The following is a 13,724-nucleotide window of genomic DNA, read 5'->3' as shown; positions in this document are numbered from 1 at the left end:
GCGCGGGGCCGACGCGGCCGGCGGGGCGGGGTCCGCATTGACTCCCGCCGTCCCGGCGGCCCTTTTCCCGGGGAGCGGAGCGGGTGTCGGACCGCGGCGGGGGCATGATGACGAGGAGGGGCCGGAACGGTGCCGGGCGGGTCGCGGCGGCCCGGACGACGCGCGGCGTCGTCGCCGGATCGCTGGCGGCGGCGTGGCTGTCGGCTTGGCTGTCGGCCTGCGCCGTGGGGCCGAACTTCGTCCCGACCGAGGCGCCGCCGGTCACGCGCTACACCAAGGAGCCGCTGGCCAACCCTTCCGCCGCCGACACGGTGCGCACCCGCCAGGGCGGCTCGGCGGACCAGAGTTTCGTCTCCGGCGCCGACATCCCCGGGCAATGGTGGACCCTGTTCCACTCGAAGGCGCTCAACCGCCTCGTGGAGCAGGCGCTCGCCAACAACCCGAACCTGGAGGCCGCCCAGGCCGGGTTGCGGGTGGCGCAGCAGAACGTGCTGGCCCAGAAGGGCACCCTCTACCCGACCCTCACCGCCACGCCCCTGGCGCAGGAGGCCCTGGCGCCGGGCCTGCAGCTGCAATCGCCGCTCAACAACCAGACGCGGTATCTTTACTCGCTCTTCACCCCGCAGGCGGTGGTCTCCTACAACCCCGACGTGTTCGGGGCCGACCGGCGGCAGATCGAATCCCTGGAGGCGACGGCCGAGAACCAGCGGTTCCAGCTGGAGGCCGCCTATCTCAGCCTGACGGCCAACGTGGTGGCGGCGGCGATCCAGGAGGCGTCCCTGCGGGCGCAGATCGACGCCACCAAGAAGGTGATCCAGGCCCAGACCGAGGTGCTGGGGCTCTACAACAAGCAATTGTCCCTCGGGCAGATCGCCGGGGCGGACGTGGTGCAGCAGCAGGCGGCGCTGGCGCTGTCGCAGCAATTGCTGCCGCCCCTGGAGAAGCAGCTCGCGATCCAGCGCGACCTGCTCACGGCCTTGGCCGGGCGCCTGCCCTCGGACGAGGTGTCGGAGACCTTCGCCCTGGCGTCGCTGCGCCTGCCGACGAAGCTGCCCGTCAGCCTGCCCTCGCGCCTCGTGCAGCAGCGGCCGGACGTGAAGGCCGCCGAGGCGCTGGTGCAGCAGGCCTCCGCGAATGTCGGCGTGGCGGTGGCCAACCGCCTGCCGCAATTCACCATCGGGGTGACCGGCGGATCGAGCGCGGTGCGTCTCGCCAACGTGACGAATCCCGGCGCGGCCTTCTTCACGATCATCGGCCAGACGACGGCGCCGATCTTCGACGCGGGCACCCTGTTCCGCCGCCAGCGGGCCTCGGAGGAGAGCTTGAACCAGGCCCAGGCGCAGTACAAGGCGGTCGTGATCACCGCCTTCCAGAACGTCGCGGACGCGCTGCGCGCCCTGCAGGCCGATGCCAGGGCGGTGGCCGCCGCCCAGGCCGCCGAGAAGGCCACGGGCCAGAGCCTGGAGTTGATCCGCAAGCAATACACGGCGGGCGCCGTGAACTCGTCGCAGGTGCTGATCGCGCAGCAGGGCTACCTCTCGGCGCTGATCACCTCGGCCTCGGCCCGCGCCACGCAATATGCCGACACGGCGGCCCTGTTCGTGGCGCTGGGCGGCGGCTGGTGGAACCGCAACGACGTCGCCCCCGCGCCGCCGGAGACGGACCCATTGAAGTTTCTGTAGAAATTGGCGATAGGCTACGCAGCGTAGCGTAACTGATCTGCGTGAGTTGCCGTAGATCAATGGTCAAACCGGCACTATAAATATACATTCTGCCATGCGGGTCGCGTGGATTTCTGCTCACGATTGACGAAGCATGTCAGATCGCGTTTGATGCGGCATCCTGATCGTATTTATTCTATTGCTGCAATCAAGATATATTGCCGATCAGGATGACGTTTTCACGGCGAGCGTCGTCTTGCCTCATGCAAAGGCGAAAGGAATTGAAATCGATGAACATTCGTCTTCGCTTCAGGAGGGACAAGTACCAAATCTATAGGGCGGACTCCGAGAAGATCCGAAGAGATTTCGACGATACCTTCTACCGGAATTCCTACCCGGACGTGGTCGGAGACCGGGTCGATCCCGTCATCCACTATCTGGAGCACGGCTCCAAGGAAGGGAGACGGCCGATCCCCGATTTCGACCCGCATTATTATCTGCGGGAGTACGGCGACAAGATCGGCACTATGGAGCCGTTCGTCCACTATGTGACGATCGGGCGTGGTCTTGGATTCCGTGGCGCCGAACTGGATTTCCACCACACCGAACAGCTCGTGTATCCCAACGGGGTCGTCCCCTCTCGGCGCCCGCTCAACCACGAGGATTTTGCGCTCGCCACGCCCTTGCCGGCCGACCTGCGCGGGTTCGATTTCCCGCGCGTCGCCGCCATCGTCCATGCGTACTATCCCGAACTCATGGGTGAGATCTTCGAGAAGCTCGAGGAATGTCCCTGTCCCATCGACATCTTCGTCTCGACGGATACCGAGGACAAGAAGGCCGCGATCCTCAAGGACGGCGGTGCCTTCCGGCGCGGCAAGGTCGAGGTGCGCGTCGTGGCGAATCGCGGGCGCGACGTCGGCCCGATGCTGACGGCATTCGTTGACGTCTTCGAGGATTACCCGGCCTTCCTCCACCTCCATACCAAGAAATCGCCCCATGGCGGCGATGATCTCGCGTCGTGGCGCAACTATCTGTTCGCTAGCCTGATCGGATCGAAGGACATCATCGAGACGAACTTGACGTTGCTCGACCGGCACCGGAAAGGGTTCGTGTTTCCCCAGCACCTCTACGTGCTGCGGGGGATCTTGAACTGGGGCTATAACTTCGAGAATGCGTCGCGGCTCCTGCGCAAGGTCGGCGTTACGCTCAGCAAGGACATGATCCTGGAGTTTCCGTCCGGGACCATGTTCTGGGCGCGGACGGCGGCCCTGAAGGGCCTCCTGTCGCTCGGCCTTCGCCTCGACGATTTCGATGAGGAGGCGGCCCAGGTCGATGGCACGCTGGCCCATGCCATCGAGCGGAGTCTCCTGTATTTCGGCGAGAGCGAAGGCTTCGGCTGGGCGAAGGTGCTCGACCGGACCTTCACCTATCCCCATCCGCAATGCGTCTTCTCCGCGAGGACGGCGACCGACCTTGAGGAGATCCTGGCCAAGGTCGATCGCCCGCTGATCGCGGGCGCGGTCTCCGGCCATCTCCCGCTGGCGCGCACCATCCCCGAGGCGCGGGACATCCTCTTCGCGCCGTCCCTGTCCGAGCGGCGCCGGTTTGTACTGCTCGTTCCGTCGATCAACCCCCGGCAGACGTTCGGCGGCATCGCCACCGCGATCAAGCTATTCAAGGATATCGCGAAGAAGGCGGGGGACGACGTCGACTTCGCCATCGTCACCACGGATGCCGAGATCGAGCCGGAGGGGAGGTCCGCCTTCCCGGATTATACCGTGCAGAAGATCGGCGACATCGATTCCGGCGCCCGCTTCACCCTGGTCGATGCCGACCAGCGCACCTTCAAGCGGTTCCCGGTGCGGGCGAACGACGTGTTCTTCGCCACCGCATGGTGGACGGCCCTGTTCGCCAAGTCCGGGCAGAGCTTCATTCGCAGTTACTTCAAGAAAGCCAGCAAGTATATCTATCTTATCCAGGATTATGAGCCGAATTTCTACGGTTGGGCGAGCAAATATGCTCTCGCCGAAAGCACTTATTTCGAAACTGATCGATTCATTGCAATCATCAATTCAGAAGAGCTACTAAATTTCTTCAACAAGTCACAGTATGAATTCCAAACTTCGTTCTGTCTGCCGTACAAGCTGAACGACAACATCAACAAGCTTCTCAAGCCGGCGAGGCGGGAGAAGATCATCATGATCTACGGCCGGCCCTCGGTCCACCGTAACGCCTTCGAAATCATCTGCGATGCCTTGGCCAAATGGCAGATGCGGAACCCCGTGGAGGCGTCCACATGGCGGATCCTGTCCTTGGGCGAGAACTTCGATGAGCGCTGGGCAAGCCCGGTCCAGAACCTGTCGGTCCTCGGCAAGCTCACCTTGGAGCAATACGCCTACTGGCTGAACCGCTCCAGCATCGGCATCTCGCTGATGCTGTCGCCTCATCCGAGCTATCCACCCCTGGAGATGGCCGAGGCCGGGCTCATGGTCGTCACCAACGATTACGGCGACCGGCACATGACCGACCGCTTCGACCTGACCTCTCTGCCCTATCTCTCGCCGGATCTGCTCTCGGACGCGCTGGAGGCGTGTGTCGAGCGGTACCGGACCGGCGCGTACCCGGTCCAGGCCCCGCGTGGCGTCCCGAAACCGTTCCCCCTCGATGAGGCGAGCGTCTACGCGACGGAACGGCTGCTAGCGGCGCTGGACGGGTGAGGCCGCTCCGCGCGGACCCGACGGCGAGGGTTCGCGCGGATCATCCGCCCATCGCCGTCAGCAGCACCTCCCGGCGGTGCGGGCGGTCGCGGTGCTCGATCAGGTAGATCCCCTGCCACGTGCCGAGGGCGAGCCGGCCGCCGACGACCGGGACCACGAGGCCGGAATCCGTGACCATGGTGCGGATATGGGCGGGCATGTCGTCCGGCCCCTCCGAACCGTGGACATAGGCATCGTGCCGGGGGGCGAGGCCGTCGAGGGCGGTGAGCAGGTCGGTCTGCACGTCCGGGTCGGCGTTCTCCTGGATGGTGAGAGAGGCCGAGGTGTGCCGGCAGAACACGCTGGCGAGGCCGTTCCCGATACCGCTCTCGTGCACGAAGCCGGCGATGGCGGCGGTGATGTCGGTGAAGCCCTGGCCGGGCGTGGCGACGATGAGCCGGCCGCTCGCCTGCTGCGTCACCGGCCCGGCAACCAGCGCCTCGACCCGTCCGAACCGACCGCTCCTCATGCGTCCTCCTGCAGGCTGGCGCCGGGGGCGATCTCCGTCTCGCCCCGGGCGAGGATGCGCTCCAGCACGTCGATCCGGTCCGCCTCCGCCGGGGGCTTGTCCCAGCGGATGCGGCTGACGCGGGGGAAGCGCATCGCCACCCCCGACTTGTGGCGGGTGGAGCGTTGCACACCCTCGAAGGCGATTTCCAGCACCAGCCCGGCCTCGCGCCCGTAGGCGACCTCCCGCACCGGGCCGAAGCGCTTGGTCGTGTGGTTGCGGACGTAGCGGTCGAGCTTGGCGAGTTCCGCGTCGGTGAAGCCGTGATAGGCCTTGCCCACCGGCACCAGCTCGTCGCCGCCCTCCGGCGCCTCGCGCCACACGCCGAACGTGTAGTCCGAGTAGAAGGACGAGCGCTTCCCGTGCCCGCGCTGGGCATACATCATCACCGCGTCGACGATGTGCGGCTCGCGCTTCCACTTCCACCACGGACCCTTGGGGCGACCGGGCAGGTAGACGCTGTTGCGGCGCTTGAGCATCACGCCCTCGATCGCGTCCGCATCCTCCCCGGCGCCCACGGAGGCCGGGTCGGCGCGGGCGGCGGCCAGCGCGTCCCAATCCGCGAAGGGCACGAGGGGCGAGATGTCGATGCGAGCGTGGTCGAGGCGGCGGATCACCTCTTCCAGCCGCTCCCGCCTCGCCGAGAACGGCTCGGGCCGCAGGTCCTCGCCCTCGCTCGCGAGCAGGTCGTAGGCGCGCACATGCGCCGGGAATTCCTCCAGGAGCTTGCCCGTCACGGACTTCCGGTTGAGCCGCTGTTGCAGCACGTTGAAGCTCTGGACCCGGCCCTCGCGCAGGATCAGCAGCTCGCCGTCCAGCGCCCCTTCGAACGTGATCGCCTCCGCGAGGTCGGGGAACGCCCCGGTGATGTCCTCGCCGGTGCGGGAATAGACTTTGCCCACCTGCACGCCCTCGCGGTCACGCCCGCCGACGAGCTGCACGCGGATGCCGTCCCATTTCCACTCGGCGGAGAAGGCGTCCGGTTCGAGCTTGTCGAGGTCGTCCCGCTCCTCGATCGGGTGCGAGAGCATCGGCGGGCGGAAGGGGGCCGGGTTCAGGGTCTCGGGGCGCTCGGCCCGTCCCTCGACCCAGGCGAACAGGCTGGCGAAGGGCGGCTCCAGCCCGTGCCACACCTCCTCGACGGCGTCGGCCTCGTGCCCGCCCAGCGCCCCGACCGCCGTCTTGGCGAGCCGCGCCGAGACGCCGACGCGGAGGTTGCCGGTGACGAGCTTCAGGAGCGCCCAGCGCCCGGTCTCGTCCAGCGCGTCGAGCCACGTGGCGAGATGGCCGGGCAGGTCCTTCTTCGCCGTACCGGCTAGGGTCTCCACCACCTCCGCGAGGCTCGGGGGAGGGGGATTGTTGTGGCCGATGCCGGCCCCGTCGGCCTCGGCCGGCGCAGGCCAGATCAAGGCCGTCGTCTCGGCGAGGTCGCCGACGTAATTGTGCGACAGGCGGAACAGCACCGGGTCGATGCGCGCCTCCACCAACCCCCGGATCAGGGCCGGCTTGGCCTCGCGGAAGCTCAGCGTGCCGGTCATCGCGCCAAGCGCGTAGCCGCGCTCCGGGTCGGGCGTCCGGGCGAAGTAATCCTGCAACAGCCGCAGCTTGGCGTTGCGGCGGGGCTCGTAGCCGAGGCGGTCGAGGAGATGGGCGAAGTCGTTCACGCCGCCTCCTCCGTGCCGGCCGCCACGGGCTCGGCCTCGCCGTCGTCGCCGTAGCCGAGGAGATGCAGCGGCTTGGCGCGGATGCCCACGCTGCCGCACCAATGGACCAGGGCGTCCTCCTGCCCGTGCGTCACCCAGACCTCGCCCGCCCCGGTCTCGCGGATGGTGCGGCACAGGTCCGGCCAGTCGGCGTGGTCGGAGATCACGAGGGGCAGTTCCACGCCCTTCTGCCGGGCGCGGGCGCGCACCCGCATCCAGCCGGAGGCGAAGCAGGTGACGGGATCGGGAAACTTGCGCGACCACACGTCCTGGATGGAGGAGGGCGGGCAGATCACGATGGCGCCCGCCAGATCCTTGCGCTCGGCGGCTACCACCTTGCGGGTCTCGCCCAGCGGAATGCCCTCGCGCTTGTAGAGCTCGGTCAGCTTCTCCATCGCCCCGTGGAGATGGATCGGCCCGTCCCAGCCCTCCTCGCGCAGCAGCGCCATCACCCGCTGCGCCTTGCCGAGCGCGTAGGCGCCGACGATGTGGGCGCGCTCCGGGAAGAGTCTCTGGGACGCGATGAGCTTGCGCACCTCGCCCCGCGTGTCGGGATGGGTGAAGACCGGCAGGCCGAAGGTCGCCTCGGTGATGAAGACGTCGCAGGGCACGACCTCGAAGGGCAGGCAGGTCGGGTCCGGGGCGCGCTTGTAGTCGCCCGAGACGACGACCCGCACGCCCTCGCGCTCGATGACGATCTGCGCCGAGCCCAGCACATGCCCCGCCGGCACGAAGCGCACGGAGACGTCGCCGACGCGCAGGGTCTCCCCGAGCTTGGCCTCCTGGGAGGAGCCGCAGAAATCCTCGCCGTAGCGCACGGCCATGATCCGCAGGGTCTCGGGGGTGGCCATCACATGGGCGTGGCCGGCGCGGGCATGGTCGGCATGGCCGTGGGTGATGAGCGCCCGCGCCACCGGCCAGGTCGGGTCGACGTGGAATTGCCCGAGGGGGCAGTAGAGCCCCTCGCGGGTGAGGGTGAGCAGATCGCTCGCGCGTGTGGACATCGGCCCTCGATCAGACACCTTGCGGGGCTCCGCCCCGCGCCCGCAAAAGGGCTCGCCCTTTTGAAACCCAGTTCGACGCATGTACGTCCCCCAGAGTTCCGGCGATCTGCTCGCCGACCGCCGTTATCGCTACGCCGAGGCCTGCCTCGCGGAAGGCGACGCGGCCGCCTGCGCCGACCTCGCCGCCCAGGCGGTGGAGATCGCCCCGCGCTACGCCCCCGCGTGGCTGCTCCTCGGGCGGGCGCGGGAGGCGCTGTTCGCCGCCACCCGCGACCCCGCCGAGCGGGAGGCGGCGCTCGCGGCCTACGGGACCGCCCTGAGCCTCGACCCGGAGGATGGGATCGGCGCCGGGCTGCATCGCGCGCGGCTCGGGGTGGGGGAGGGGGCCGCCCTCACCCCCGCCTATGTCCGCGCCCTGTTCGACGGCTACGCGCCGCGCTTCGAGCGCCACCTCGTGGAGGGGCTGCGCTATGTCGGGCCGGCCCTGGTGGCGGAGGTGCTGCCCGCCGCGCCGGCGCGCTTCGAGGCCGCCCTCGATCTCGGCTGCGGCACCGGCCTCGCGGGAGCGGCGCTTGCTCCCAGAATCGGGCGGCTCACGGGGGTCGACCTATCGCCGGCCATGCTGGTCCAGGCCCGCGCCAAGGGCTGCTACGACAGGCTGGTCGCCGCCGAACTCGGGGCGTTCCTGAGGGACGAGCCGGCGGAATCGGCCGATCTCTGCCTCGCGGCGGACGTGTTCATCTACTGCGCCGACCTCGCGCCGATCCTCGCCGGCATCGCCCGCGTGCTCCGGCCGGGGGGCTGGGCGGCCTTCACGATCCAATCGCCGCCGGAGGGCGAGGCGGACCCTGCGGTGCGCCTCGGCACGGACGGACGCTACGCCCATGCGGATGCTCACGTGCTCGCGGCGGCTGGGGCAGCCGGTCTCGCCGTGCGGGTGCTGCGCGAGGCGACGGTTCGGTTCGAGGGGGGAAGGCCGGTGCCCGGTCGCATTGCCGCCCTGCAACCCGTGCTTGGATGAAACCTTGGCCGGCGCCGTCCATTAATGGTCGGCCGCCATGGGGCGGCCTCAGTCACGGGGGGTGACGCATGGTCAACGAGCGGATCGAGAAGGACAAGTCCGGAGCCCCGGAGGACAAGTCGTTCCCCGCCGATCCACGGTCCCGCCTGTTCTTCGCCATCGCCCTGGCGATGCTCGCCGGGACCGCCGATTCCATCGGCTTCCTCGAATTCTCGCAGCTCTTCATGTCGTTCATGTCGGGCAACACCACCCGCTTCGGCGTGGCGGTGGCGAACGGCGACTGGGACAACGTCACCCGCGTGGCGAGCACCATCGCGGTGTTCTGCTTCGGCGCCTTCCTCGGCACGCTGATCGCGGCGGCGGTGGGTCGCTGGCGGCTCTCGGTGCTGTTGACGATGCAGGCGGCCCTGCTCGCCGCCGGCCTGCTCATGCCCTGGGGCACCTTCGCCTACCCGCTCCACGCCTACCCGATCGTGCTGGCGCTCGGCCTGCAGAACGCCACCCTGCAGGACGAGGGCGGCCGCTCCCTGGCGCTCACCTACGTGACCGGCGCCGTGGTCCGGTTCGGCACGGGCTGCGCCAACCTGCTGATGGGCACCGTGGCACCCTCCTTCTGGATCCAGGCGCCGCTATGGGCGGGCCTCAGCACCGGCGCCGTCCTCGGCGGCCTGCTCGATTACCGCTTCGGCGAGATGGCCTTCCTGTTCCCCGCCGGCCTCGCGGCGATCCTGGCCGTCATCGCCATCGCGCTCACCGTGGCGAAGCCGGGCAGCACCCTCGTCGCCGGCTCCTCGCCCGCGCCGGATGCGAGCCCCAAGGCGAAGATCATCGACGCCATCCACTGACACCACCCGCCGCCGGTTGTGGGCGAGGCGCGGCCTGCGGTTTTCCGCGGGCCGCGCCTGCCGTAAGCCTGCACCGCCCGGAATCAGGCGGCTCCCCGTCCGTGACCGGGGACGGAATCGCGCGATGGATCCCCGCCACACGGGCCCCCACACCAGCCCCCGCCCCCGCCCCCGCGTTGTCGCGGTCGCCGTCCAGAAGGGCGGCACCGGCAAGACCACGCTCTCCGCCTCCCTCGCCGTCGCGGCGACCCAGGCCGGCGAGCGGGTGACGGCCTTCGACGCCGACCCGCAAGGCTCGCTCTGCGCCTGGGGCACCCTCCGGGGGGGACCCGAGCCGGTGGTCGACCGGCTGCGTCCCTGGGAATTCGCGCAGTTCCAGCCGATCCTCGACGAGCAGGCCGAGCAGGGGCGCACCCTCGCGATCATCGACACGCCGGGCTCCTCCATCGGCGGCGTCGCGGCGATCCTGCGGCTCGCCGACCTCGTGCTCATCCCGATCCGCCCCTCGCGGCTCGACCTGATGGCGGCCCTGCCGACCATCGAACTCCTGGCCGGGCAGGGGCTCGGCGACCGCCTCGCCCTCGTCCTCAACCAGTGCCCGCCGCCGCCCTCGCCGCGCACGGGGCTCTACGCGCAGCAACTCGCCGGCCTCGGGATGATGGCCGAGCCCTCCCTCCTCCAGCGCGTCGATCATCAGGATGCCATCGCCCTGGGCCGGGGCGTCACCGAGCATGCGCCGGCCGGCTACGCGGCGTCCGAGATCCGCGCCCTCTGGTCCTGGATCGACCGCCGCATCGCCCGGCCCTGACGGCCGGGGCGGGGGATTAGTCCGCTCGTTCTCTCTCCATGTGTGTGAGCGCACCCAGCAACGACAATAAAATGATTAAATTACAGCAAGATATACTGTGCGCATGCGCACTTATACATTCGAAAATAGGCGCTATGTTCTTCTCATCGGCGCAGGGCAGAGGGTCCGGCGCGAAGACACCTCGAAGGGGTTATTGAGATGAAGCGCTTTGCGATCCTGGGCCTGGCCGTCACCGCTCTCGTCCTGCCGTCCCTGGCCCATGCCGAAGGCGGCGACGGCAGCCGCCAGGCGGCCGGCGGCGGGCACATGAGCAGCTACGTCAGCGACCCGTACCACAACCCGAAGTCGCTCCATTCCCAGCGGATGGGCACGGGCCAGATCGCCGGCACGCCGATGTTCCACGACGGGAACCGCGCCACGGTCAGCCGCGGTGATGTGGTCGCCCCGCACTGGGCCTCGGGCACCGCGCCCCGCCGCTCCCACCGTTAAGGGCATCTGACAGAAGAACCCCCGCGATCCGAGGATCGCGGGGCGTTGCTTGTCGGTCGCCTGTGATCGTTGTCATCAACCTCCGGCCTCGAATATTCCCTGGTTGCCTGTTCCACTCTCGATGGATGGGGCGTCGGCAGCGTCCGAGTCATCAGATGATTGCGCCGGCTCGCTTCGAGCGGAGTGGTAGCTCGTGGTGTCCGAGCCCTCCGACAAGTCTTCTATCTCGCCCTGAGTGGCTTGGCGATTGGCTGAATCCGGGTCTGAATTCCATTTGATATATTGATATTCAAGCTTTTCAAGCTGTTCAAGACCATCTGAAACGTCCTGTTCAACCTGGCTACGCTGCTGAGGGCTGAGATTTGTCTCCTGAAGCTTCTTGAGCTGGGCGAGCAGATTTTCATTGAGATTCGAAACATTGTCTTGAACGACACGGCCGATACTGCCTGGCGGAAATCGACCCCCGTCAGGTACGATCTCCCCGAGTTCCTCCTCCATCGCATTGATGCGCCTCAGGCCCATCGCGAGGTTGGACGCCAATTCGATTTCACCCTGCGTTGCCCCCGGTCCCGACCGTACGCCCTGGACGACATTGGTTTCGGGCTCGAGTTCGATGATCACTTCTCCCGGCGGGAGTGCCTCATCAGGAATGACTTCTGGGGTTGAGGTTCTTAGTATGTACGTGCGCAGGATATTATAACTGTATTCACTTACGACATCGCCAACTTTGATATCTGTAAACCGTTGAAAAGCGGTAACGCCAAAAAAACACGTCTTAAGTAGCGAATACATTCGTTCTGTATTCGTCATCGTTTTCCATTTAAGGCCGGTCTCGACGGTTTGGTCGACCGTCTGTGCGGCTGTCGTGGTGAAGCTTCCCCATTTGATGGCGGTGTGCATCATCTGCTCAGCGCCCACTGCCTCTTCGGCGGCTTCCTTCAGTTGCGTCAATCGTGCCGCGCTTCCGAGGGCGAGAACCGAGGCCGCGCCAGCTCCGAGATTGAGCCAGAGGTTGGTGGCCACCCGACTTGTAAATGGATTGATCGACTGTCCATGCTCGTAGCGATCACCGAGTTGGCGGCCGCTCTCGATGCCGGTCCACAATCCTCCCAAGGTCGAGGCCGCCATCAGCGGCAAGACGAAGGCTCCGCTGGCAACCAAACCCAAGCCGCCTGCAAACAGACCGCCGATGACGGCAGCCCTATCCAGGAAGTGAAGGACCTTTTCGCCGGTGGTGTCGATGGTCCTCGATGTGGCGGCATGATCGAGGACCGCTTCGTTATTGTCGCCGGTGGTGAGATGGCCATCATGGGGAAAGTACTGGTCGCCGGGAGGTAGAATGTTGTGCTTGCGCCAGTCCTCGAAGTTGTCGTATTGGCGCCCCATTTCATCGACGTAGCGTTCTTCGTTATGTTCGTCGAGGACGCGAAATAGAGGGACCGTGTGCGGCTGTGCATTGTCGCAGGCGAACGTGACAGGCAAAACCGTGACCCGGACGGAGCCATTTCCGGCGACGGACCGGATCTGGTCGGCAATGTCTTGGATGTTCTTGGCCGCGCCGGAATTCGCGTAGCAGTTGATTTCGCCATTCGCTAATTTGGTTTTCAAATCTTTGATGTTGTCTTTCTCGGATACGTCGAGCTTGAGATTCAAGGCAAAGCCGATCGTATTCTCAAGATCAAAACCCTTCATGGCGACGGGTATGTCGGAGCGCAGCGCGAGATATTGGTTCGCGGCGAGCTGGGCGTAAGGCGTGACGACCGCCGGACTGGTCCAGCCATGTTCGCTTTGCGACAGCGTCTTCCCGGTGATGTCGGGGTGATTTCTCAGGAAGGCGAGGCCAAACAACCGATCTTCCGAGGTCGGGCCATACTTGTCGCCGACGAAGAGCATGCCCCGCCCTTGGTCCGTGGCAAAGATGTCGGCCAAGCGCTTTGCGGCTTCGGGCGCTTTGTCGGCATCCTTTTCATTGGACGGATACCATTCCGCTGCCGTCGCATCGGCCATGGCTGTCTGAACGGCCGGCTCCCTGATCGCGAACGCTGTCGTCTCTTTGAAAACCTCCGTGACGAACTGGCTGCGGCTTTTGCTCGGCGGGCCGTCCTTCAGGGCGTTCAGGACGCGAGCGATGGGTGATTCGTCCGGCGAGGCCCGGTTGATGCCGGTCGTGTTGGTTTTGTCGAATGACTTCGAAAGCTGCAGCAGGAAGTCGCTATGCTGGCCGACGAACGTTCCGAACTTGCCCGCCGCCTCGGGGGGCGCGGCCTCTATCACCGTCCTCAGCTTTTCCAGTGTCGTTTCTGGTGAGATGAGTGCCGAAAAACTAGGTACCAGGTCCGGAGTTCCTAGTATTTTTATTGCAAAAGCATAGTTCGACTCGAATACCGTACCGATTTTATCCATATAGAAATCGGATTTATTGGGGTGTACCCTCGTGGCTAGTATGTCGGCCATGGCTATTAAGGTGGTTCCATCCTTATAAGCCGACGCCGGTGCTGTCGTTAGAACGCTTTGAACGAACCTAGTGCAGGCTGGATCCTGCTCAACGGCTACGCTACCGAGAACACGACCGAGAAGCGACGATTCAGAAACAACCAGCGGAGGTTGTTCGGTCTTCATGTATTCACTCGAACTTGTCAGTAGCCGGGCAAAGCTGTCGGCAATCTCAGGGCCATCCTTCTTCATCAATGACATGAGTTGATGTGGCGTCGTCTTCGGATCGCGTGCAGTCCGAAGCAACTCCTGTACGGCGTCGGATGAGCTGCCTTGTGCTCCCCCTGCCTCTGCGGGGGCGGGCGCGGGGGCAGGGGGTTGTGCCGTTTGGCTGCCGCTTGGATCGAAGGTCGGCTGCGTCTTCGGGGGATCGGCCGGCTGCGCAGGCCGCGGATCATAGCGGTCGGGCAGATATATTTCGGCCTGGTTCGACATA

Annotated in this window: 10 protein-coding genes; 6 read left to right on the top strand and 4 right to left on the bottom strand. The window is 66.3% G+C overall.

The genetic code is table 11. The annotated features are described in order from the left end of the window. The first annotated feature begins 104 nt into the window (after positions 1-104). Positions 105-1,682, top strand: coding sequence for an efflux transporter outer membrane subunit (locus AAHF99_RS00400; RefSeq protein WP_342162178.1), 1,578 nt, complete (start codon positions 105-107; stop codon positions 1,680-1,682). 269 nt (positions 1,683-1,951) lie between these two features. Next, positions 1,952-4,378, top strand: coding sequence for a rhamnosyltransferase WsaF family glycosyltransferase (locus tag AAHF99_RS00395; protein ID WP_342162177.1), 2,427 nt, complete (start codon positions 1,952-1,954; stop codon positions 4,376-4,378). Positions 4,379-4,418: 40 nt separating this feature from the next. Here AAHF99_RS00395 and AAHF99_RS00390 read toward each other — a convergent pair whose 3' ends face one another. The 3 genes from AAHF99_RS00390 to AAHF99_RS00380 are packed head-to-tail and all read right to left on the bottom strand — an operon-like array spanning position 4,419 to position 7,632. Beyond that, complete coding sequence (locus tag AAHF99_RS00390; RefSeq protein WP_342162176.1) at positions 4,419-4,886, bottom strand: secondary thiamine-phosphate synthase enzyme YjbQ; 468 nt, start codon at positions 4,884-4,886, stop codon at positions 4,419-4,421. Continuing rightward, entirely contained in the window at positions 4,883-6,589 is a 1,707-nt protein-coding gene (locus AAHF99_RS00385; protein ID WP_342162175.1) for a cisplatin damage response ATP-dependent DNA ligase, read from the bottom strand. Before AAHF99_RS00385 ends, AAHF99_RS00390 begins: the two co-directional genes overlap by 4 nt. Further along, on the bottom strand, positions 6,586-7,632 hold the full coding sequence (locus tag AAHF99_RS00380) for a ligase-associated DNA damage response exonuclease (RefSeq protein WP_342162174.1): 1,047 nt from the start codon (positions 7,630-7,632) through the stop codon (positions 6,586-6,588). The genes AAHF99_RS00385 and AAHF99_RS00380 overlap by 4 nt, the downstream gene beginning before the upstream one ends. Before the next feature lie 79 nt (positions 7,633-7,711). Between AAHF99_RS00380 and AAHF99_RS00375 the strand changes: the two genes are divergently transcribed. The 4 genes from AAHF99_RS00375 (at position 7,712) to AAHF99_RS00360 (ending at position 10,795) form a co-directional block, all read left to right on the top strand. After that, complete coding sequence (locus AAHF99_RS00375; RefSeq protein WP_342162173.1) at positions 7,712-8,653, top strand: class I SAM-dependent DNA methyltransferase; 942 nt, start codon at positions 7,712-7,714, stop codon at positions 8,651-8,653. A 68-nt stretch (positions 8,654-8,721) separates the two neighbouring features. After that, positions 8,722-9,498, top strand: a complete 777-nt coding sequence (locus AAHF99_RS00370; protein ID WP_342162172.1) for a YoaK family protein — start codon at positions 8,722-8,724, stop codon at positions 9,496-9,498. A gap of 124 nt (positions 9,499-9,622) precedes the next feature. Then, entirely contained in the window at positions 9,623-10,306 is a 684-nt protein-coding gene (locus AAHF99_RS00365; RefSeq protein ID WP_342162171.1) for a ParA family protein, read from the top strand. Positions 10,307-10,504: 198 nt separating this feature from the next. Beyond that, positions 10,505-10,795: a hypothetical protein gene (locus tag AAHF99_RS00360; RefSeq protein WP_342162170.1), complete on the top strand. Its 291-nt coding sequence runs from the start codon at positions 10,505-10,507 to the stop codon at positions 10,793-10,795. Positions 10,796-10,870: 75 nt separating this feature from the next. Here the strand turns inward: AAHF99_RS00360 and AAHF99_RS00355 are convergent, their stop codons facing one another. Further along, complete coding sequence (locus AAHF99_RS00355; RefSeq protein ID WP_342162169.1) at positions 10,871-13,723, bottom strand: DUF4781 domain-containing protein; 2,853 nt, start codon at positions 13,721-13,723, stop codon at positions 10,871-10,873. Position 13,724 lies beyond the last annotated feature (1 nt).

The organism is Methylobacterium litchii (assembly GCF_038442315.1).
Lineage (GTDB): Bacteria > Pseudomonadota > Alphaproteobacteria > Rhizobiales > Beijerinckiaceae > Methylobacterium > Methylobacterium litchii.
The sequence above is the reverse complement of the archived record's forward strand: the minus strand, read 5'-3'. Positions and strand labels throughout refer to the sequence as shown.

Excerpts from the sequence above, each read along its gene's own strand:
- AAHF99_RS00400 (WP_342162178.1), top strand. The coding sequence starts at position 105 with ATGATGACGAGGAGGGGCCGGAACGGTGCCGGGCGGGTCGCGGCGGCC.
- AAHF99_RS00395 (WP_342162177.1), top strand. The coding sequence starts at position 1,952 with ATGAACATTCGTCTTCGCTTCAGGAGGGACAAGTACCAAATCTATAGG.
- AAHF99_RS00390 (WP_342162176.1), bottom strand. The coding sequence starts at position 4,886 with ATGAGGAGCGGTCGGTTCGGACGGGTCGAGGCGCTGGTTGCCGGGCCG.
- AAHF99_RS00380 (WP_342162174.1), bottom strand. The coding sequence starts at position 7,632 with ATGTCCACACGCGCGAGCGATCTGCTCACCCTCACCCGCGAGGGGCTC.
- AAHF99_RS00375 (WP_342162173.1), top strand. The coding sequence starts at position 7,712 with ATGTACGTCCCCCAGAGTTCCGGCGATCTGCTCGCCGACCGCCGTTAT.
- AAHF99_RS00370 (WP_342162172.1), top strand. The coding sequence starts at position 8,722 with ATGGTCAACGAGCGGATCGAGAAGGACAAGTCCGGAGCCCCGGAGGAC.
- AAHF99_RS00365 (WP_342162171.1), top strand. The coding sequence starts at position 9,623 with ATGGATCCCCGCCACACGGGCCCCCACACCAGCCCCCGCCCCCGCCCC.
- AAHF99_RS00360 (WP_342162170.1), top strand. The coding sequence starts at position 10,505 with ATGAAGCGCTTTGCGATCCTGGGCCTGGCCGTCACCGCTCTCGTCCTG.
- AAHF99_RS00355 (WP_342162169.1), bottom strand. The coding sequence starts at position 13,723 with ATGTCGAACCAGGCCGAAATATATCTGCCCGACCGCTATGATCCGCGG.